This window comes from Aquiflexum sp. (genome assembly GCF_041751335.1).
GTDB lineage: Bacteria > Bacteroidota > Bacteroidia > Cytophagales > Cyclobacteriaceae > Aquiflexum.
In genome coordinates, this window is record NZ_JBGSXS010000227.1 from 1 (window position 1) to 20,713 (window position 20,713).

Here is a 20,713-nt window from a genome sequence, read left to right on the forward strand (position 1 = left end):
CTTCTCTATTCCAAAATTTTCAAAGAGCTTCGCTTTTCCGTTGTAAAGCTTAACAATTTTTTCCTTTTCAGGGGCAATAGATCTGATGTAAGACCTGATTTGATCATAGATCAATTCATCCTCTACGGTGATTGCATCGAATGATTCGTTGAGCAGGTCTCTAATGATAGAGGAAGCCATGCTCATTTCTCCGATTACCTTGTCGCGGCCTTTGGCTTTGGCCAGTTTTTTCATGCCATCTTCCCAGGTAGTATAAAGGTTTCTCAAGTCTTTGTCAAGTTCTGTGACTGACTGACCTTCTGCTACTGTTCTGATGATTACACCAAAATTGGCTGGCTTGATAGAAGTGATTAAGCGGACCAGTCTTTTTCTCTCGTCCGCACTGCGTATCTTTTTGGATACGTTGACAGTGTCAGAAAAAGGTACTAAGACTATGTATCGACCGGCAATGGAGAGCTCACACGATAATCTTGGGCCCTTGGTAGAGATGGGTTCTTTGACCACCTGCACCAACACCTGATTGTTTTTAGAAAGGACATTGGAAATCTTCCCAAGCTTTTCTATATCAGGCTCTTTCTCAAAACCCTTAAGGTTGAGGTTAGGATAGTTATTGTTGCGTACCAGTTTTGTAAACTTATTGAGGCTGTTGATCTGAGGACCCAAACCCTGATAATGCAGGAATGCATCCTTTTCATAACCTACATCAATGAAAGCTGCATTCAGCCCATTGACAATTTTACGAACAGTACCCAAATAAATATCTCCGACCTTAAACTGGTTTTCTCCACCTTCTGAGTGGATTTCGACCAGGTTTTTATCTTTGAGAAGGGCTATACGACTACCGGTTGGAGCAGAATCAATTAATAATTCTGTGCTCAATCGTGTCTGGTTTTATATGTTAATGAACGTTTACTTTAAAAACTCAAAAAGAAGAAGTGTATTACTTCTTCTTATGTCTGTTTTTTCTAAGTCTCTTCTTACGCTTGTGCGTGGAGATCTTATGTCTTTTTCTTTTCTTACCGCAAGGCATAGTTTTAAAGATTTATAGTGGAACAATTATTTATAGCCTTCCCAGGTAGCTTTCCACACTTGCCAAGACCATTTGGTCTGAGGTCATGTTCTGTACCAGCTGAAACTGCTTTTTGGCTTTATTATTTTGTTTTGTCTCGAAATAACTCACTCCAAGATAAAATTGACCTTGGATATTGTCAGGATGGTAACGTATTAGCTCCTCAAAGCGTTCAGCTGCCCTTTTATATTGACCTGACTGCATGGACAAGACTCCCATATTGTATAGACCATCTTCATTGGTTGGGTCTTCTTCCAACACTTCCCTCAGCATAGTGATACCCTGCATTGGGCTGGAAGAGGAAACATAAGTCATCGCTACTTTAGTTTTCAAGTCTAGCCTTTTTGGATCTTTTTCCAAAACTTTATTGAGATAGGTTCTTGACTTTTCTGCCATCAAAGCTACCTTTTGTTCATCTATGGCAAAGCTGTAAGCTTCGTAGTAAGCAGATCCTGCTTTTTCCCAACTTTCAACTGTTCCGGTTTTGACAGCGGCTTTTTCCAAGAAAAAAGCCGCACTGTCAAATTTTCCCGCTTTGGTATACAAAGATGCTATTTCCTCTGCCAAAGATGCGTATTTTTCCTTATTTTCTGTTTTCTCCAAATCAGAAGACAACATATTTATGCTGTTTCTTTCTTCAAATCCCAAAGGAGCGTCATGGATTTCTTCCACATTATCATTTTGCCTGTTTTCACCTTCGCTGATTACAGCATTTCCTTCATCATTGTCTACAATAAATCTTGGCAGGGAAAATAAAACAATGATACACGCTATCCCAAGGACTGAAACTATGATCTGGGATCTTTTCATAAGGATAAACTGGTCTCAGGATTAATCCTGGGGAGCAAGTTCTTTGATTTTTTTACTGTTCTTGATTTTCTCAACAAACACTTTTGAAGGTTTGAATGCTGGAACAGAATGCTCTTCGATTACACTGGCTGTGTTTTTCGAGATGTTACGGGCGATTTTCGTGGCTCTCTTCTTGTTGATGAAACTTCCGAAACCTCTTACGTAAATGTTATCCCCCTCTGCCATGGAATCTTTTACTACTTTGAAGAATGCCTCAATTGTTTGAGTCACATCGTCTTTCTGAATTCCAGTTTTGTCTGAAATTTTGGTGATTACTTCTGCTTTAGTCACTGTTTGATGAATTTAAATTATTACCTAATAAGCTTAACGACCTATTAACCAACTGTTTTTGGGACTGCAAATTTAAAGGAACCATTTCAATATAAAAACAAAATGTTCAAAATTAGATTGAATTGTTTAACATTGCCTTAATACATTAATAGTTATCAATTTGAATTATAAAGCTTTTGTCCATAGATTATTAGAGTGGTACCCTCATAATAAAAGGGATTTACCTTGGCGAAACACCCAAGACCCATATATCATTTGGTTATCTGAAATTATTTTACAGCAAACAAGAGTCGCCCAAGGGCTCCCCTATTTTGAAAATTTTCTGAAAAATTATCCAAATGTTAATGATTTGGCAAAAGCACCTACTGAAGAGGTCATGCGCCTTTGGCAGGGATTGGGATATTATAGTCGGGCAAGAAACCTTCACCAATGTGCCAAAGATATTATGGAGCGTTATCAAGGTGAATTTCCAAATCATTACGAAGGTTTGTTGGAGTTGAAAGGTGTTGGTAGCTATACCGCTGCGGCAATTGCCTCATTTGCCTATGATGAAAAGGTTGCCGTCGTCGACGGAAATGTTTTCCGGGTTTTAAGCAGGTACTTCGGAATAGCCACAGATATTGCAAGTAGCTCCGGAAAAAAAGAATTTGAAACTCTGGCCAATAAACTCATACCAAAAGAAAACCCGGGGGAATATAATCAAGCCATCATGGAGTTTGGCGCTTTACAATGTGGCCCCAAAAATCCAGATTGTGAAAATTGTCCTTTAAAAACAGGTTGTTTCGCACAAAATAATCAAATGGTCGAAAAATTACCAGTAAAAATCAATAAACTTAAAATCAAAGAAAGGCATTTTAGGTACTCCTATATAATATGTGGCAATGAGTTGATCATTAAAAAAAGAGGAGAAGGTGATATCTGGCAAGATCTATATGATTTTCCCTTAGAAGAATCCGATAAAAAATTCTATTCGGATCCCGAGGATATCCATTTTACCAATGAACTGAAAGATTTTGTGACAAATATTGTCTGTAATTCTGAAAATACATATAAACATATCCTTACCCATCAAAGAATTTTTGCAAACTTTGTAAGGTTCAACATAAATGAAAATTTCCGTCAGGAACTGAAAAATTGGGCTGATAAATATGGCTTTCAATTGATCAGTGAAGAAAATTTTGAAAATCTTGCAAAACCTAAATTGATTTCCAGGTTTTTGAACGATGAAAAATAATCATTAAATTTATAAAGTAACTTTTTGTTAAACCTTTAAACAAACACAATTATGGCCGGAGTAAACAAAGTAATTTTATTGGGCAATTTGGGGGCAGACCCCGAAGTTAAGCATTTGGAAGGGGATAAAGTTGTCGCTAATCTAAGATTGGCAACTACCGAAGCCTACAAAGACAAGACAGGTAACCGTGTCGAAAATACAGAATGGCACGACCTTGAGCTTTGGGATGGTCAGGCAAAGATTGCCGAGCAATATCTTAAGAAGGGAATGCAACTCTATGTCGAAGGCAAAATCAAATCTGATTCTTGGCAGGATGAGCAGGGTAATAATAGGAAGAGAATCAAGATCAGGGTACTCAGCTTTACAATGCTGGGAGGAAAACCTGATGGAAGTTCTCCATCTGGAAATGGTGGTAATTATTCCAATAGCACTTCTTCAAGTTCCGCACCTCAGGAAACAGAAGCATCCGTAGAGGATGATGATTTACCCTTCTGATTCAAATAGTTGAAGATTTGAGCCAGAATTTATTAATTTTGCAATAATCTTGTTAATAAATTAATGGACGACCCATACCCGAGTCTTTTATTGCTGGCTGAAACCATTCCTGTTTCAGCCAGCTATCTCTTGATAAATGCAGTTATTTTTATCCTGTTGTTGATTTCTTCAGGTTTGGTTTCTGGTTCGGAAGTAGCATTTTTTTCATTGAATTCAGATGATATCTCCTCCATGGATGAAAAATCCGATAAAAGAGCAACCAAAGCCATTGAACTGGTAGAGTCACCTAAAAATCTATTAAGTACAGTTCTCATCCTCAACAACATGATCAACATTGGGATTGTAACACTAACCACATTCCTAACATGGAATATATTTGGATCTGGCGCCACAGGTATCGTTATTATTTTGGTTCAAACGATAGGTGTAACTTTTGCCATAGTTTTCTTTGGTGAAATAGTACCAAAGGTTTACGCCACCAAAGCAAAAGTTGAATTTTCATTAATGATGGCTCCTTCTATATATTTCTTTTCTTTCATACTCAAACCCATTACTGTTTTCCTGATGTCTATGAGCAATTTCATAGAAAAAAGAATTGAGAAAAAAGGTTATTCCCTTTCTGTAGATGAACTAAATCAAGCTTTGGAAATCACAGGGGAAGATACTTCGGAAGAAGAGAAAGATATACTTAAAGGAATTGTAAATTTTGGGACCCTATCGGTGAAACAGGTGATGCAATCAAGAATGGATATCACTGCTGTGGAGATTGAAACTGATTTCCATGAACTGATGGATAAAATCAATAAAAGCGGCTATTCAAGGATTCCGGTCTTCAGAGAAACTATTGATAGCATCGAAGGCATACTGTACATCAAAGACCTCTTGCCACATGTAGAAAAAGATGAAGATTTTGAATGGTCAAACCTTATCAGAAAAGGTTTTTTTGTACCCGAAAACAAAAAAGTGGACACATTGCTCAAAGATTTTCAAAAAAAACGCGTCCATATGGCCATTGTGGTGGATGAATATGGTGGCACTTCCGGACTTGTCACTTTGGAGGATCTCATAGAGGAAATCATTGGAGAAATCAATGATGAATTTGACGATGAAGAGGATTTTTACTTTAAAGAACTTGACCCGAACACCTATATATTTGAAGGAAAAATCTCCCTTAATGATTTTAGCAAAAAACTGGATCTTGACCCCCAAATTTTTGATGAGGTCAAAGGGGAAAGTGAATCTCTTGGGGGTCTATTGCTTGAACTTAATTCCAATTTGCCCAAGAATGGTACGAAGATATATTTTGAGTTGTTCGAATTCACGATTTTGGCAGTAGATACCAAAAGAATCAAAAAGATAAAGGTTCATCTAAAATCCGATGACAAAGAGATGGAAGGCCATAACCTAGATTAAATATTTTTAAGTATCCTATAATATTATTCAAATTATACAGAATAATACATGTAAGTACACAATGATGCCAGTAAATGATAATTTAATATACCTCTCGGTAGGAAACTGAAATGTCCAGTACTTCGGACTTCGGACTTCCGACCTGTTTGTTATAGAATATTGGGTTACTCGCAAAGAAGCGGATAACCATAGAATAATATATTTTAGTTAACAAAGACAACATTTCAGGTTGATTTTAATCCTCAAAAGCAATATAATAATTTGAATTTTTTTTAAGTTTTTTGTTCAATACCCTATTTTTTAAAATTAATGTAAAAATTCTGATAAAGGGTTTAATTGAGAACCAGTTTTTTTGCAATCAACATATTTTTATGAGAAATAACTTTAAAAATAAACCAAATTTAATTTTTTGATAAACATAAAATAGTGTTCGATTATATATAAACTATTTATTACAAAGCCACTTTCATTGCATCTATTTTAATAAAAAGAAAATTTTTTGTAATTTTTGCAACTCAAATTAATAAACCTATTAAATCAAATGATGATAAATCAAGGACTTTATCGTGATACTTTCGAACACGATTCCTGTGGGATTGGGGCTGTTGTGAATGTGAAAGGCAATAAAAGTCATGAGACCATCAGCGATGCACTCTTTATGTTGGGCAATATGGAGCATCGAGGAGGCCGTGGCAGCGATCCGAAAACAGGAGATGGGGCAGGAATCCTGATACAGATTCCGCATCCCTTTCTAAAAGAGGTAACCTCAAGAGCTGGATTTCAAATTCCAGAGGAAGGTAGTTATGGCGTTGGAATGACTTTCTTTCCTAAGAACAAACAGCTTTATAAAAAATCAAAAGCGCTTCTTAATAAAATCATAGCTGAATCCGGTTTTAATCTATTGGGGTATAGGGATGTTCCTGTAGACGAAACAGTTCCCGGTTCAGGGGCACTCGATGTCATGCCAAATATTGAAATGGTTTTTGTTAGCCATCAAGATGGATTGAAGGAAATCGAGCTTGAACGAAAACTATATGTACTGAGAAATTATGCTTCCAGGACCCTCAATGGAAATGTGTCTGGTGTAAATTCCTCCTTTTACTTTGCCAGTTTTTCAGCTTTTACCTTAATATATAAGGGACAATTAAGAACTGATCAGGTTTTGCCATTTTATAAAGATTTGCAAAACAATAAAATCACCTCTGGACTCGCCATTGTCCATTCCAGATTTTCTACCAATACCTTTCCCAACTGGAGATTGGCACAGCCATTCAGATACCTTTCACACAACGGTGAAATCAATACTATTAGAGGCAACCTCAATAAAATGAAATCAAAAGAGTCTTTGATGAGGTCAGTTCATTTTTCGGATGAAGAATTGGCGAAATTGATGCCGATTACCAATAAGCATAATTCGGATTCAGCCAATCTCGATGCCATGGTAGAACTGCTGACATTAAGCGGAAGAACTTTACCACATGTAATGATGATGATGGTTCCTGAGGCATGGCAGGACAATCAAATGATGGATAAGGACAGGAAAGCATTCTATAAGTTTCATGCATCATTGATGGAAGCTTGGGATGGGCCTGCCGCTCTATTATTTACAGATGGCAAATCCTTAGGAGCAACTTTGGACAGAAACGGTTTAAGACCGCTTCGCTATTTTATTACAAATGACGACAGATTGATCCTTTCGTCTGAAGCCGGAGCTTTACCTATCCGGGAATCAACTATTACAGAAAAAGGTCGAATAAGTCCTGGTAGGATGTTATTGGCCGATCTAGAAAAGGGAAAAATCTTTTTTGATGATGAAATCAAAGCCTCCATCTGTGACAACAAGCCATATGATAAATGGGTAAGAGAGGAAAGATTAAAACTCCGTCTCATGCCTGATCCAGAAAAGCTGGAAAACCCTTATACAACTGAATCAATAAAGCAGAGACAAACAATATTTGGATACACTTCCGAAGAAATTAAGGTGGTGCTATCTCCAATGGGAGAATCCGGGTATGAAGCAATCGGTTCAATGGGAGCGGATACACCTTTGGCCGTACTGTCCAAGCAAAGCCAGCACATTTCAAATTACTTCAAACAGCTTTTTGCCCAGGTAAGTAATCCACCGATAGATCCTATCAGGGAAAGACTTGTGATGTCTTTATTTACAAGAATTGGGGAAAGTCATAACATTTTGGCGGAAAGTCCCAGACATTCCAGACAGATCCATATTTCCCAACCGGTATTGCTGAACCATGATCTGGAAAAAATAAAAAATCTGGAGGATGAAGGGTATAGGTCTGTGACGCTTTATGCTCATTTCGAAGCAAATCATAAACCCGGAAGTTTGCTTGATTCCCTGAATCTATTATGCAGGGAAGCAGAAGGGGCAATTTATGCCGGGAAAAATGTAATCATTATCTCAGACAGAAAAAGCTCTGAATCAAAAGCCCCGATTCCAACACTCTTGGCAATTGGTGCAGTACATCATCATTTGGTCAATAAAAAATTGAGAACCAGGGCAGGTTTGGTTGTTGAAGCAGGTGATATCCGTGAAACACACCATTTTGCCACAGTTATTGGATATGGTGCATCTGCTATAAATCCTTATTTGGCTTTGGAGTCCCTATTGCACCTCAACGAAAAAGGAGCATTCGGTAAAGAATTGAGTCAAAAACAATTATTCCAAAACTATCAGGCAGCCATAGGTAAAGGCTTGTTGAAGGTATTGTCCAAAATGGGAATCAGTACACTACAGTCTTATCAAGGTGCACAAATTTTCGAAGCCATAGGTTTAGGACCTGAAGTAATTGACAGGTGTTTTAGGGGAACAGTTAGCAGAATCAGCGGAATATCGTTCGATGAACTTGCCGAAGAAGTATTGATCAGGCACCACGCAGCCTACAACACCGAAAGCCCACTTTTGGAGACTGGTGGTGTGTATCAATGGAAAAGAAGAGGGGAGAAACATTTATTCAACCCTGAAACCATCCATTTATTACAAAAATCAACCCGTCTCAATGACTATGGGTTATATAAAAAGTTTGCCCAAAAAATCAATGAGCAGACCAAAGATGCCTTGACATTAAGGGGTTTATTTGAATTCAAAAAAAGAATATCAATTCCATTGGAAGAAGTGGAATCGGTGGAGTCTATTTTGAAAAGATTTGCTACCGGGGCAATGTCCTTTGGATCAATATCTCATGAAGCACATAGTACTTTGGCCATAGCCATGAACCGAATCGGAGCTAAAAGCAATAGTGGTGAAGGTGGTGAAGATGAAATCCGCTTTGAAAGAAAAGAAAATGGTGATTGGGAACGATCCGCCATCAAGCAGGTGGCTTCAGGTAGATTCGGTGTTACAAGTAATTATCTCACCAATGCAGCGGAATTGCAGATCAAAATGGCGCAAGGTGCAAAACCTGGAGAAGGTGGACAGCTTCCGGGGCATAAAGTTGATGATTGGATCGGTAGGGTAAGACATTCTACTCCTGGAGTTGGATTGATTTCTCCGCCTCCACACCATGATATTTATTCCATAGAAGATCTTGCACAGCTTATTTACGATTTAAAAAATGCCAACAGAAAAGCGAGGATCAATGTGAAGTTGGTCTCCCAAGCGGGGGTAGGAACAGTTGCAGCAGGCGTAGCAAAAGCACAATCAGATGTCATTCTTATATCAGGTGCCGATGGAGGTACAGGAGCGTCTCCACTGAGTTCCATTAGGCACGCTGGATTACCCTGGGAACTTGGACTCTCAGAAGCACATCAGACATTGGTCAAAAACAACCTGAGAAGTAGAGTAGTTCTTCAAACAGATGGACAGCTGAGAACGGGTAGGGATATTGCGATCGCAACTTTATTAGGAGCTGAGGAATGGGGCATTTCTACAGGAGCATTGGTAGTGGAAGGCTGTATCATGATGAGAAAATGCCACTTGAACACTTGTCCAGTCGGAATAGCTACCCAAAACCCTGAGCTTAGAAAACTGTTTACCGGAAATCCGGATCATGTAGTCAATTACTTTATGTTCCTCGCCCAAGACCTGAGAGAGATCATGGCTTCACTTGGATTTTACAGCATTGATGAGATGGTGGGACAGAGTGATGTACTTAAGGCAACCGGAAATATGAACCACTGGAAATGGGACAAGGTTGATTTGAGCCCAATATTCCATAAAGTAGAGGTTCCAGACCATGTTGGAATTCATAAACAGATCGATCAGGAATTTGAACTGAAAAAAGTCCTAGACAGGACACTGATTAAAGAAGCAATTCCTGCTTTGGAACAGGCCAATCACGTGAGCGGTAGTTTTAAGATCAAAAATACAGACAGAACAGTTGGTGCAATGCTTTCCAATGAAATCTCAAAAATTTATGGTAGCCCCGGACTTCCTGAGGACACCATTCATTTTAAGTTCAGCGGTTCAGCAGGGCAGACCTTTGGAGGATTTCTCGCCAAAGGTGTCACTTTTGAACTGGAAGGGGAATCAAACGACTATTTCGGGAAGGGTCTTTCAGGTGGAAAATTGATTATTTACCCAAGCAGAAATTCAAATTTTGTTCCACATGACAATATCATCATAGGCAATGTTGCATTTTATGGTGCGACTTCAGGCCAAGCCTTCATTAATGGTAAAGGCGGTGAAAGGTTTTGTGTAAGAAACTCAGGTGTGAAAGCCGTGGTGGAAGGTATTGGAGACCATGGCTGTGAATATATGACAGGAGGACTTGTCATCAACTTGGGTGAAATCGGAAGAAACTTTGCGGCGGGAATGAGCGGGGGAATTGCCTATATCCTGAAAGACTACATCTACTTAATCAATCAAGAAATGGTGGATTTAGATCCTTTGAATGAAGACGATTTTGTCACGATCAAAGACCATTTAAAGGACCACAGAGATTTGACTAATAGCCAATTGGCAGGGGAATATTTGGAAAATTGGGATGAATACCGAGATCGATTTATCAAAGTCATTCCAAGAGATTTCAAAGAAGTATTGAGAAAAAAAGCATTGGAAAATTCAACAACTTTAGTGTAAAATGGGAGCGAAGGAAGGATTTATGTTATTTAAAAGGGAGCTACCTGATACAAGGACTCCGGAAGAAAGAATTGACGACTACAAAGAAATATATAAGCCATTTGAGGGAGAAAAACTCAACCAACAAGCGGCAAGATGTATGGATTGCGGAATACCTTTCTGTCACCAAGGTTGCCCACTTGGTAATATCATCCCGGATTTCAACGATGCAGTCTACAGAAATGAATGGGAAGAGGCTTTCAATATTTTAAGGAGTACCAATAATTTTCCTGAATTTACAGGAAGGATTTGTCCGGCCCCCTGTGAAGCCTCCTGCGTTTTGGGGATCAATAAAGACCCTGTCGCCATTGAACTTATCGAGAAAAATATTGCCGAGAAAGCCTACGAAATGGGCTTTGTTGTACCAAAACCTCCAAAAATAAGAACCGGAAAAACAGTTGCTATTATTGGTTCTGGGCCCGCAGGCTTGGCTGCGGCCGATCAGCTCAATCAGGCCGGTCATGAGGTCACCGTATTTGAGAAAGACCACAAAGTAGGTGGATTGTTACGCTATGGAATCCCGGACTTCAAAATGGAAAAATGGGTGATTGACAGAAGAGTAGCCGTGATGGAAAAAGAGGGGGTCATCTTCAGTACCAATACTGACGTTGGTTTCAATATCAAAGCGGATAATATTCTCAGAAACTTTGATGCAGTGATTTTGGCAACAGGTGCGCAACAACCCCGAGAGCTAAAAATTAAAGGTTCAGATCTTAAAGGAGTCCATTTTGCAATGGATTTTTTGGGGAAACAAAATGAAGTTGTCAGTGGTGATTTAGAAAAAAATCCCATTTCAGCAGAAGGTAAGCATGTAATTGTTATAGGTGGTGGGGATACAGGTTCAGATTGTATTGGAACCTCCAATAGACATGGTGCTTCTTCTATTACCCAATTGGAGTTATTGCCAAAGCCTCCAAAACAAAGAACTATTCTCAACCCTTGGCCAGAATGGCCAATGACATTGAAAACCTCAAGCTCTCATGAAGAAGGAGTGGACAGGGTTTTCTCTATATTGACCAAAGAATTTATAGGCAATGAAAAGGGAGAAGTCACAGGATTGGTTTTAGTTGACCTAGAGTGGAAAGAAGAAAATGGCAGAATGCAGTTTGTCGAAATCCTGGGAACACAAAGAACCTTGGCTTGTGATCTGGCATTTCTGGCGATAGGCTATACCGGTCCCGCTAAAAACGGATTATTGGAAGCTTTTGGGGTTCAGATGTTGGAAAATAGTTTGCCCAAATCCAAAGAATACCAAAGTACCAACAAGAAAGTTTTTCTTGCAGGAGACATGCGCAGGGGCCAATCACTTGTGGTTTGGGCTATTTCCGAAGGCAGAGAAGCCGCTGTACGGGTGGATGAATATCTTCAAGGAACTTCCTTTTTACCAAGAAAAGATGAAGGATATTATGAAGTAGAGGAAGAAATGCTCACTGATTAAAAAAGAAAGCAATAGCCTAAGATAAAGAATAAGCGTGAAAGTAAGTTTAGTTTGTGATTGTTATATTTTTTAGCAATCTAAGTAAAAAAGAGCAAGTCATTGACCTGCTCTTTTTCTTTCACAATTAACCAACCTTTGTCTATGAATTTCTATCTATTTCCTGAAGGACCCTATCCTTTCCCACCGCTGTTAACTCCTTTTCTGTAGTTGGGGGCCCTTCTTTCATTTTGACGGCTACGCATTTGTTCACCTCTTCCTTTATTGGATTCTTTAAGTTCAGACCATTTGACCTTTTGTTCAGGTGTCAGGACTGCTTCGATCGCCTCATTCTGAGCTTTCATGGATTCTTTCATTTCAGATCGTTTGGCCTCCCTTTCCACCTTCATGGCTTCCATTTCTGCGTGCCTTTTTTGGGCATTTTCCAAATTGATCTTGTAAACCTTTTCTTTTTGATTTTCAGTCAGTTCCAATTGTTCAGACATTCGTTCTGTTATTCTTTCAGCCCTTTGTTCTGGGGTAGAATCTTCTCTTTGTTGTCCTCTTTGGGCAAATGCAGAGGCAAATGTCAAAGAGAAAATTGTGGCAATCAATATTATCTTTTTCATGGTATTGTTTTTTTTTGTTTTCAATCATTTTAATCATTCAGCAAATGGATTTGAGCATTTTCCCGGGTATCCTTGTTTTCCTTGCTGTGGTAATGTCGGTTAGACCAAAACTTCAACAGATAGTTTAATGCCTCAATACAATTAAAATGTTAATGAATCTTAAAATAATGATGGCGACTTTAACCAATAATGATTAATTATGGAAATGGAAAAATTTTACTACTTCGGTTATGCCAGTAATATGCATAAAACTACTTTGGATAGTCGCCTTAAATTTAAAGCTGAGAAAATCGCAGTTGGAGTTCTACCACATTTTGGGTTTCGATTCAACTATTTGAATCAAGACGGTTCGGCAAGGGCCAACATTATTGCCAGTCAAAATGAATCAGTATATGGTGTGATTTACGAAATCAGCGGAGAAAACTTTGATCATTTCCTAACTTCAGAACCTGGCTATGATTTTGTCAAAAAAGAAATTTTTATTAAAAACGGCAAAATTGAAGCATACACCTTCCTCTCCACTAAAATAGAAAAAGCAATATTTCCCAAAGAAGATTACTGGAAGACGATTATTCTTGGAGGAAAAGAAAATGGTCTGCCAAATGGCTATTTGGCACAGATCATCAATCGGGTAGGAAAAGTTTAATGGTCAAAATCAATCCTCATAATCTGTTTCTTCAAGCATCCACTGTCTTTTGAATTCTTTGACATATCTAGGTCTGATCAAAAGTCTCAGACTGGGATCAAAAGAGAGATACTTCCAAGACCAGGTAAGTAATACCATAAGTTTGTTTTTGACCCCCAGTATAGCCATCAGGTGTACAAATAACCAGACAAACCAAGCAAAAAATCCATGAAAACTTATAAAAGGTAAATCCACAACCGCCATGGACTTGCCAACAGTTGCCATGGAACCAAGGTCTCTATACCGGAATGGTTTCCACTCCTTATTTTTTAATTCTGCTTTGAAATTTTTTGCAAGATTGGCCGCCTGTTGGATCGCTACTTGAGCAACTTGGGGATGGCCATGAAGGTATTTATCTTCTGTCTGTAAACATTGGTCTCCTAAAACAAAAATCTCCTTTTCAGGTACAAGTCGGTTAAATTCATCTACCAAAAGCCTTCCGTTTGGTGCTCTTTGTTTTTCTTCAACACCCATTAATGAATTGGCTCTTACTCCCGCTGCCCATAATAAGGTTAGGGTGTTAATGGGTTCCCTGTCTTTCAACTTAACCGTAAATCCATCATAATCTTCCACCATGGTATTGAGCATGACTTCTACTCCCAGGTTTTGAAGATATTCAAGAGCTTTATCCCTTGATTTTGGCAGCAATCCACTCAAAAGTGAGCCTCCGGCTTCAATGAGAATTACCCTCATATTCTTAAAACTTAGCTGGGGATAATCTCTTGGAAGGACTTTGTTTCTCAATTCCGCAATCGAGCCTGCAAGTTCTACTCCTGTAGCTCCACCTCCGACAATAACCACATTCATGATGGGTTTTCTCTCCTCTTCATTTTCAAGGTTCACAGCTCTTTCATAATTTGAAATGATTTTATTCCTTATGTAAAGGGCTTCTGAGGTGGATTTCATTGGGGCACAGAATTTTTGAATATTGGTATTGCCAAAGTAATTGGTATTTGCCCCCTGAGATAAAACAAGGTAATCATAAGGAATGGACCCCAAGTTGGTAAACACTTGCTTGTTTTCCTTGTCTACTTCCTTTACAACAGCCATTCTGAACACAATATTGTCAGTCTTGTGAAAAAGTCTTCTCAGAGGGAAAGATACAGCACTTGGAGATAATGCTGCCGTTGCCACTTGGTATAGCAAAGGCTGAAACATGTGGTAGTTATTTTTATCCAAAATAACTATTTGAAAATCAGTATGAGCAAGTTTTTGCGCTAATTTTAACCCAGCAAAGCCTGCTCCCACAATCACAATTCTTTTATAGGCAGGATATGGAATATTGGGTATCACTTGGATTTCAGACGCTACCATTCTAAAAATTGATTTAAAATTAAAACTTCCGTAAATCTATTAATTTTTCAAAGATCTAGGTCTTTTGAGATAGAATTGTTTGCTTTGAAAACAGTTCGTTTTAGGCCATATGAAAAGATTTATTAATTTTACCCACCTTTAATAATGAATAGCAATGGGAAGAGCTTTTGAATTCCGAAAAGAAAGAAAATTTAAGCGGTGGAGCCAAATGTCCAAGGTCTTTACAAGATTGGGCAAAGAAATAGTCATGGCTGTCAAAGCAGGTGGACCTGACCCTTCAAACAACTCCAGACTGAGAACCATTATTCAGAATGCCAAGGGTGCCTCTATGCCAAAAGACAGAATAGAAGCAGCTATAAAAAGAGCCTCCAACAAAGACGAAAAAGACTACGAAGAAATAGTCTATGAAGGATATGGTCCTCATGGCGTACCCATCATTATTGAAACTTCAACAGACAATATCAATAGAACTGTAGCCAATATCAGAAGTTATTTCACCAAATCCGGTGGTTCTTTGGGCACATCCGGTTCTGTAAGCTTTATGTTTGACAAAAAGGCCGTTTTCAGATTTTCTCAAGGAGATTTGGATATGGAAGAACTTGAGCTTGAACTCATAGATAACGGACTGGACGAGATAGCAGAAAATGAAGGTGAAATTTTTGTTTATACCGCCTTTGAAGATTTTGGTAAAATGCAGCATGCTCTTGAAGAAAAACACATTGAAATAATCAATGCTGACTTCCAGTGGTTTCCCGCCACTTCCGTAGAACTTTCCGAAGAGCATGAAGAAGAAATCAATAAATTAATCGAAAAACTTGAGGAGGACGATGATGTCAATCAGGTCTTCACAAACGTAGCATAATTATTTCCAATCAAACCTATTTAAAGATATACATTATCTTTACATGTGTTTATCGTTAACCACATATGATGACTTTTCCCAAGCGAAAGAATATTAAAGACCAAGAGCGTCAGAATTTAGTAATTGTAGGCAGCAGAAATCCCGTAAAAATCAGTTGTACAGAATCAGCATTCCATCAGATGTTTGAAGGTGCTTATTTAGTGGAAGGATTGAATGTTTCGTCGGACATCCAAGCTCAGCCTATTGGAAATGAACAGACATTTAAAGGAGCCATGAACAGGGCCAAAAATTCCAAAGCCATATTTCCGGAAGCAGATTTCTGGGTTGGTATAGAGGGTGGCGTCGAGGATTTCAATGGTGAAATGATGGCATTTGCTTGGGCTGTTGTACTAGACAGAGATGGAAAAATAGGCAAGGCCAAGACTTCTGTTTTTTTTCTGCCTCAGGAAGTGGCAAAATTGGTTCGTAAAGGAATGGAACTTGGGGAAGCCGATGATAAATTTTTTCAAACAGAAAACTCAAAAGAAGGAAATGGGGCAGTTGGGATACTTACCAATGGCATTTTGGATAGAAAAAACTATTATCAGCAAGCTGTTGTTTTAGCTTTGGTTCCATTTGTGAATCCGAATATTTATTAAAAATGTCGGAAGTCCGATGTTGGATGACGACAGACGAGAGATGTGCAACTTTTAACAATTATTTTGGATCTTCAGGTTATTGTGAGGATTCCGAATATAAATATGAATAGTGAAATCACAATGGCAGATAGATTTATTCAATTGGTTACTGTATTAATCTAGCATTACCTTTGTGAAAGATTTAACAAAAATAAGATGTTACAAGAATTAGAGTCAGATACATTACAACAAATAATCATTGATAATGAATTGGTTTTGGTGCAGTATGGTGCCACTTGGTGTGGCAACTGTAGAATCATGAAACCAAAAGTGAAGAGACTTTCGGGAGAATTTGAAAATATAAAATTTTTATATGTTGATGCCGAGAAATTCCCTGAATCAAGAAAATTGGCGCAAGTCACAAACTTACCTACTTTCGCGGCATTCAAAGCGGGAATTTTGGTAAATCAAAATCAAACTAATAAAGAAGAAGTATTAAAATCCTTGATCAATGAGATTGCCGATAATTAAACATGTCCTTGGGTTTATAGAGTCCAAAGATGAAGATTGGGTTCATGAAACTATAGAATTATTGGAAAGTATGACAGAGATACCTACTTTGAAGGATGAAGAACTTGAGGTAATGGGAGAGTTGTTGTCTAATTTATATGGCACTCTTGAAGTCAATCAAATGGTCAAAGGTGGCATGGAGAAAAAAGAAGCAATGAATGCATTCATGAAAAGAGTAACAGGTTCCATTGACAAATCATAAAATAATCGGAGAGTGGTTTATCACCCATCATCCAACCTACCTTTTTTTAAGCCCTTTAATGGGCTTTTTTATTTAAGGTTTTTCAGGAAATTCTCCAATGATATTCTCCAATCCGGATGGGCATCCCAAACAGGCCCGATGTACAATTCATTCCTGACCAAAAATCTAATATAATATTTTACAACAATTCTATTCTGAAGTTCAGGATTTTCAATTGAAAGTCCCATATTTTCAAGCAGATCAGATTCTCTGGCCTCTACCCGCATCAAAACAAACTGTACCCGATCTTTGATCAATTCCGCATCAGTTTTTGGGTCAGTAAGAAATTCTATTTGATGTGGGTACAATTCGGCAAACAACCTTTCCAATCCTTCTTTTTCGGCTTTCTGTTCTGCTAAGATCAATTCCTTGGATTTTCCCAAAAGATCATATCTAAAAGTATTCAAAAATCCAATTTCTCCGGAAGAACCTGAAAGTGGAATCCCTAGCTTAAAGACATCCAAATTTAGTGGATTCCTATTGATAAATCTTGGAGCATTTGAAACGGCGCTCGCAGCTGATGGAAATTCAGGCACCTCTACTACTAGCAGATTTTTTGTTCTTTGTTCTTTTCCCAAATTTGTCAAAGATCCACTTAATTCATCCAACGAATTCCCTGTTAGATTCCAAAGTCCTGAATTGGGAAGAATATTTCTGTTTTTGGTGTAGGGTCCGATATTCAACTCAACACTACCATCAGCTTTTCTGGTAAGGATTACAATATTTGCAATCAACCTTTTGTTGAACATTTCTGCAAATCCAGCTTGTACATCTTCAGAAATAGCAATATCCTCAAGTTCATAATAGGCTACAGGATCGCCTCCCGCCTCTACCAATGCCGGATGGATCTGATCTGCCAAAATAGTCCACGAAATCGCCGGCCTTGCTTGGGGAGCATTGGAAATCAACACCACAGACTTGCCGTCAAGAAATTGATCAGGAAGGGCTGATTGGGCATATAGGATGTTAAAAAAAGCAAAAAGGAACAGCAGCGCAGAAAGATATTTCATGATTGTTACGATACGGGCGATTAATCCTTAGTATTTTTACGAATATACACAACGGCCAATGATTATCCATGAACGGATAAGTAAACAACGGTCAAATTTGAAAACTTATATGAAGAAGAATATCAAATTTCTTGCTACTATATTAATAATGATGCCAATTACCTTATTTGGCCAAAAAATAAATAAAGAGCAATTGTTGAATGATATCCAATACCTTTCTTCTGAAGCGCTTGAAGGAAGAAAGCCACTCTCTGAGGGAAGTTTGAAGGCCCGCTCATTTATTAAAGAAAGATTCGCCTCCCTTAAAATGTCCTCACAATATCCCGATTATACCCAATACTTTGATTTCCAAAATCGCCGGGAAGGAAAAGTGTACGAAAATGCCGCCAATATTGTCGGATTTATTCCAGGATCGGAAACAGACAATTTGATCGTGGTCATGGCACACTACGATCATTTGGGGCGTCAGGGCAATAATATATTTTTTGGTGCTGATGACAATGCATCGGGAACTGCGGCAGTCTTGGCAATTGCTGCTTATTTCTCAGAGAATAGACCATCCCACTCCTTGATGTTTGTGGCCTTGGATGCCGAAGAAATGGGACATCAAGGAGCAAAAGCTTTGGTAGAGGATTTTCCTTTTTCCATAAACCAAGTTGTATTAAATATCAATATGGACATGATCAGCAGAAATGCAGACAATGAAATTTATGCTGTTGGAACTTATCATTCTCCGTCTTTAAAACCATTAATAACAGAAGTATCAACTGGAAGAAACCCCACATTGCTATTTGGTCATGATGAACCATCTACTGGAAGAAATGATTGGACCCGGGCCTCGGACCACGCACAGTTTCATGATAGGGGAATACCTTTCATATATTTTGGAGTAGAAGACCATGATGATTATCATAAACCGTCAGATACTTTTGAAAATATTCAACCTGAATTTTATGCAGATGCTGTCGAATTGATTTTGGACATAATTATTGCGTTGGATAAGGGGTTGATAGAATTGTGAGATAAATATATTCTTTAAGGTACAGCATAATACTGTTCTGCAATTTGAAAGCTATTATCAGAAAATAGATCAAATCTAGTCCTATAATTCAATTCTTTCTTATTTTTTAATTTTTCTTGGTAATATTCAAAAGTTATTTTATTTTCTTGAATTCAATCGATAGAAAAGTAATCAAAGAAGATCACTATCAAAATTTATTCCCCCAACATTATTTTTTTACTTTTCACTAGATTATTGGGAATTTTATTAGACAATTCTAAGATGATAATTTTTGACATATTCTTTTTCTTAAAAAACTTATCCAATTTTATTCTTGATGTAAATAATTGTAAAAAACTCATTTACAGTTAGATATCCACAAAAACACCTATTTTTATAATATTATAACTTGTTGAATATCAATTGTATAAGCCATTTTTTAGAAGGTGTGTGGATAATTGTGGAAATATGTGGATAAATAAGGCTTGTTTTTTACCGCTATTGTTTAAAGCCTGTTTTTCAACATTTTGATAAACGGCATAACAATTTCTACCTTGGATCGTAATTTATTTGACACCTTTTAAGCAGTCAAAAAGTGGCAATATTTTGAAGTAACCTTAGCAAAAATCCAAAATAGATGTAATATCTAACTTAACCTTGTTAAAGAGAAAGGTATTATCTATATGTTAATAAGAAAATTGCAATTTTAACCTAAAAAGTGAAATATTAAATGAAGGTATTGGTTTTCAGTTTGTTGTTGGTTTACTTAAACTCATATTACTACGAAAGGTCTGATCAGGAAAAGAGCGAACCTATTTTTCAAATAATCAGCTATCAGGAGTTTGATGAGATGGTTAAGACGCCCTCAAATAAAATTCGTATTTATAATTTTTGGGCAACTTGGTGTGGCCCATGTGTCAAGGAAATGCCTTATTTTGAAAAAATACAGGCAGATGACTCCTCTATAGAATTGATTTTCATTTCTATGGATGATGGCAGAAAGCCTGAACGGGTTACTTCCTTTATGAAAAAGAAGGGAATCAAAGCACCTGTTTACTTGTTGGATGACGTGGATTACAACAAGTGGATAGATAAAGTTAATTCAACTTGGTCAGGAGCGATACCTGCTACACTTTTCGTAAAATCTGATGGTACAAAATCATTTCATGAAGGAGAGGTGACAGAAAAAGAACTAGAAATAATGATTAATAATTTAAAATAATTTGCCATGAAAAAAATACAAATAGGTGTAATGACCTTTGTTTTGGGTATGAGTCTGATATTTGGAGCTATGGCACAGGATCAAGGGTACAAAATCGGAGATACCGCTTCAGATTTTAAACTGAAAAGTGTGGATGGTTCCTGGGTTTCACTCCCAAATAATACCAAGGGTGCTTTGGTAATTTTCTCTTGTAATACTTGTCCCTATGTAGTAGCCTATGAGGATCGCATGATCGACCTGCATAAGAAATATGCGCCTAAAGGATATCCGGTCATAGCCATCAATGCAAACGACGATAAAGTAAGTCCTGGTGATAGCTTTGATAAAATGAAGGAAAGGTCCAAGTCCAAAAAATTCCCGTTTGCCTATGTGCATGACCAAAGTCAAGAAGTAATAAAAGCCTATGGTGGTTCAAGAACACCACACGTTTACTTGCTTCATAAAGAAGGAAATGATTTTATAGTCAGATATATCGGTGCTATTGACAACAATTACCAAGATCCAACGGGAGTAACTGAAAGATATGTGGAAGAAGCTTTAGATGATGTAATGAATGGAAGAAAAGTGGCTATTGAATTCACTAAGGCAATTGGCTGCACCATTAAGTGGACAAAGAAAGCTGAGTAATTTTTAATTCTGATTTTAAAATAAACAAAGCCTGTTTTTGCTAGAAACAGGCTTTGTTTTTTATTTATGAGGAAACCTTTTTTTTTTAGTTTGA

General features: G+C 37.7%; 19 protein-coding genes. 13 read left to right on the forward strand and 6 right to left on the reverse strand.

Translation table 11 applies throughout. The features are described from left to right. The 3 genes from ACEW8U_RS11995 to ACEW8U_RS12005 form a co-directional block, all read right to left on the reverse strand. The coding region (locus ACEW8U_RS11995) for a ribonuclease E/G (protein WP_373522283.1) at positions 1-879 on the reverse strand (879 nt) is incomplete at its 3' end. Positions 880-1,060: 181 nt separating this feature from the next. Next, positions 1,061-1,879 (reverse strand): tetratricopeptide repeat protein, encoded by an 819-nt coding sequence (locus ACEW8U_RS12000; protein WP_373522284.1) that lies wholly within the window; start codon positions 1,877-1,879, stop codon positions 1,061-1,063. Between the two features lie 21 nt (positions 1,880-1,900). Then, positions 1,901-2,209 carry an HU family DNA-binding protein gene (locus tag ACEW8U_RS12005; protein WP_373522285.1) on the reverse strand — a complete coding sequence of 103 codons (309 nt, stop codon included), beginning with the start codon at positions 2,207-2,209 and terminating at the stop codon, positions 1,901-1,903. A 160-nt stretch (positions 2,210-2,369) separates the two neighbouring features. Here ACEW8U_RS12005 and mutY point away from each other — a divergent pair, with 160 nt between their 5' ends. The 5 genes from mutY (at position 2,370) to ACEW8U_RS12030 (ending at position 11,866) form a co-directional block, all read left to right on the forward strand. Continuing rightward, complete coding sequence (gene mutY, locus ACEW8U_RS12010) at positions 2,370-3,443, forward strand: A/G-specific adenine glycosylase (RefSeq protein WP_373522286.1); 1,074 nt, start codon at positions 2,370-2,372, stop codon at positions 3,441-3,443. 51 nt (positions 3,444-3,494) lie between these two features. Beyond that, positions 3,495-3,938: a single-stranded DNA-binding protein gene (locus ACEW8U_RS12015; RefSeq protein ID WP_373522287.1), complete on the forward strand. Its 444-nt coding sequence runs from the start codon at positions 3,495-3,497 to the stop codon at positions 3,936-3,938. 63 nt (positions 3,939-4,001) lie between these two features. Further along, on the forward strand, positions 4,002-5,351 hold the full coding sequence (gene gldE / locus ACEW8U_RS12020; RefSeq protein WP_373522288.1) for a gliding motility-associated protein GldE: 1,350 nt from the start codon (positions 4,002-4,004) through the stop codon (positions 5,349-5,351). 547 nt (positions 5,352-5,898) lie between these two features. Continuing rightward, the gene (gene gltB / locus ACEW8U_RS12025; RefSeq protein ID WP_373522330.1) at positions 5,899-10,389 is read left to right on the forward strand and encodes a glutamate synthase large subunit; all 4,491 of its coding nucleotides are present in this window, start codon (positions 5,899-5,901) and stop codon (positions 10,387-10,389) included. Position 10,390: 1 nt separating this feature from the next. Further along, complete coding sequence (locus tag ACEW8U_RS12030) at positions 10,391-11,866, forward strand: glutamate synthase subunit beta (protein WP_373522289.1); 1,476 nt, start codon at positions 10,391-10,393, stop codon at positions 11,864-11,866. A gap of 170 nt (positions 11,867-12,036) precedes the next feature. On the opposite strand, the gene ACEW8U_RS12035 is transcribed toward ACEW8U_RS12030, so the two are convergent. After that, entirely contained in the window at positions 12,037-12,471 is a 435-nt protein-coding gene (locus ACEW8U_RS12035; protein WP_373522290.1) for a Spy/CpxP family protein refolding chaperone, read from the reverse strand. A 199-nt stretch (positions 12,472-12,670) separates the two neighbouring features. Between ACEW8U_RS12035 and ACEW8U_RS12040 the strand changes: the two genes are divergently transcribed. Further along, a complete protein-coding gene (locus tag ACEW8U_RS12040; RefSeq protein ID WP_373522291.1) occupies positions 12,671-13,117 on the forward strand; it encodes a gamma-glutamylcyclotransferase family protein in 447 nt (148 codons plus the stop codon). 9 nt (positions 13,118-13,126) lie between these two features. Here the strand turns inward: ACEW8U_RS12040 and ACEW8U_RS12045 are convergent, their stop codons facing one another. Continuing rightward, positions 13,127-14,470, reverse strand: coding sequence for an NAD(P)/FAD-dependent oxidoreductase (locus tag ACEW8U_RS12045; protein WP_373522292.1), 1,344 nt, complete (start codon positions 14,468-14,470; stop codon positions 13,127-13,129). 154 nt (positions 14,471-14,624) lie between these two features. Here ACEW8U_RS12045 and ACEW8U_RS12050 point away from each other — a divergent pair, with 154 nt between their 5' ends. The 4 genes from ACEW8U_RS12050 to ACEW8U_RS12065 all read left to right on the forward strand — a co-directional run bounded on the left by ACEW8U_RS12050 (position 14,625) and on the right by ACEW8U_RS12065 (position 16,721). After that, positions 14,625-15,332, forward strand: a complete 708-nt coding sequence (locus tag ACEW8U_RS12050) for a YebC/PmpR family DNA-binding transcriptional regulator (protein ID WP_373522293.1) — start codon at positions 14,625-14,627, stop codon at positions 15,330-15,332. A 68-nt stretch (positions 15,333-15,400) separates the two neighbouring features. Further along, a complete protein-coding gene (gene yjjX / locus ACEW8U_RS12055; protein WP_373522331.1) occupies positions 15,401-15,970 on the forward strand; it encodes an inosine/xanthosine triphosphatase in 570 nt (189 codons plus the stop codon). Between the two features lie 195 nt (positions 15,971-16,165). Continuing rightward, positions 16,166-16,480 carry a thioredoxin family protein gene (locus ACEW8U_RS12060; protein WP_373522294.1) on the forward strand — a complete coding sequence of 105 codons (315 nt, stop codon included), beginning with the start codon at positions 16,166-16,168 and terminating at the stop codon, positions 16,478-16,480. Further along, positions 16,461-16,721 (forward strand): hypothetical protein, encoded by a 261-nt coding sequence (locus tag ACEW8U_RS12065; RefSeq protein ID WP_373522295.1) that lies wholly within the window; start codon positions 16,461-16,463, stop codon positions 16,719-16,721. Before ACEW8U_RS12060 ends, ACEW8U_RS12065 begins: the two co-directional genes overlap by 20 nt. Positions 16,722-16,789: 68 nt before the next feature. Here the strand turns inward: ACEW8U_RS12065 and ACEW8U_RS12070 are convergent, their stop codons facing one another. After that, the gene (locus tag ACEW8U_RS12070; RefSeq protein ID WP_373522296.1) at positions 16,790-17,770 is read right to left on the reverse strand and encodes an NTPase; all 981 of its coding nucleotides are present in this window, start codon (positions 17,768-17,770) and stop codon (positions 16,790-16,792) included. A gap of 109 nt (positions 17,771-17,879) precedes the next feature. On the opposite strand from ACEW8U_RS12070, the gene ACEW8U_RS12075 reads away from it, so the two are divergent. The 3 genes from ACEW8U_RS12075 to ACEW8U_RS12085 all read left to right on the forward strand — a co-directional run bounded on the left by ACEW8U_RS12075 (position 17,880) and on the right by ACEW8U_RS12085 (position 20,619). Further along, positions 17,880-18,791 (forward strand): M28 family peptidase, encoded by a 912-nt coding sequence (locus ACEW8U_RS12075; protein ID WP_373522297.1) that lies wholly within the window; start codon positions 17,880-17,882, stop codon positions 18,789-18,791. 709 nt (positions 18,792-19,500) lie between these two features. Then, on the forward strand, positions 19,501-19,992 hold the full coding sequence (locus ACEW8U_RS12080) for a TlpA family protein disulfide reductase (protein ID WP_373522298.1): 492 nt from the start codon (positions 19,501-19,503) through the stop codon (positions 19,990-19,992). A 6-nt stretch (positions 19,993-19,998) separates the two neighbouring features. Continuing rightward, on the forward strand, positions 19,999-20,619 hold the full coding sequence (locus tag ACEW8U_RS12085; protein WP_373522299.1) for a thioredoxin family protein: 621 nt from the start codon (positions 19,999-20,001) through the stop codon (positions 20,617-20,619). The last annotated feature ends 94 nt before the right edge of the window (positions 20,620-20,713 follow it).

Bases quoted from the DNA above. Each gene is read 5' to 3' on its own strand.
- ACEW8U_RS12030 (WP_373522289.1), top strand. From the start codon at position 10,391: ATGGGAGCGAAGGAAGGATTTATGTTATTTAAAAGGGAGCTACCTGAT.
- ACEW8U_RS12040 (WP_373522291.1), top strand. From the start codon at position 12,671: ATGGAAATGGAAAAATTTTACTACTTCGGTTATGCCAGTAATATGCAT.
- ACEW8U_RS12085 (WP_373522299.1), top strand. From the start codon at position 19,999: ATGAAAAAAATACAAATAGGTGTAATGACCTTTGTTTTGGGTATGAGT.
- ACEW8U_RS12050 (WP_373522293.1), top strand. From the start codon at position 14,625: ATGGGAAGAGCTTTTGAATTCCGAAAAGAAAGAAAATTTAAGCGGTGG.
- ACEW8U_RS12060 (WP_373522294.1), top strand. From the start codon at position 16,166: ATGTTACAAGAATTAGAGTCAGATACATTACAACAAATAATCATTGAT.
- ACEW8U_RS12000 (WP_373522284.1), bottom strand. From the start codon at position 1,879: ATGAAAAGATCCCAGATCATAGTTTCAGTCCTTGGGATAGCGTGTATC.
- ACEW8U_RS12065 (WP_373522295.1), top strand. From the start codon at position 16,461: ATGAGATTGCCGATAATTAAACATGTCCTTGGGTTTATAGAGTCCAAA.
- ACEW8U_RS12015 (WP_373522287.1), top strand. From the start codon at position 3,495: ATGGCCGGAGTAAACAAAGTAATTTTATTGGGCAATTTGGGGGCAGAC.
- ACEW8U_RS12045 (WP_373522292.1), bottom strand. From the start codon at position 14,470: ATGGTAGCGTCTGAAATCCAAGTGATACCCAATATTCCATATCCTGCC.
- ACEW8U_RS12035 (WP_373522290.1), bottom strand. From the start codon at position 12,471: ATGAAAAAGATAATATTGATTGCCACAATTTTCTCTTTGACATTTGCC.
- gldE (WP_373522288.1), top strand. From the start codon at position 4,002: ATGGACGACCCATACCCGAGTCTTTTATTGCTGGCTGAAACCATTCCT.
- ACEW8U_RS12070 (WP_373522296.1), bottom strand. From the start codon at position 17,770: ATGAAATATCTTTCTGCGCTGCTGTTCCTTTTTGCTTTTTTTAACATC.
- ACEW8U_RS12075 (WP_373522297.1), top strand. From the start codon at position 17,880: ATGAAGAAGAATATCAAATTTCTTGCTACTATATTAATAATGATGCCA.
- ACEW8U_RS12080 (WP_373522298.1), top strand. From the start codon at position 19,501: ATGAAGGTATTGGTTTTCAGTTTGTTGTTGGTTTACTTAAACTCATAT.
- yjjX (WP_373522331.1), top strand. From the start codon at position 15,401: ATGACTTTTCCCAAGCGAAAGAATATTAAAGACCAAGAGCGTCAGAAT.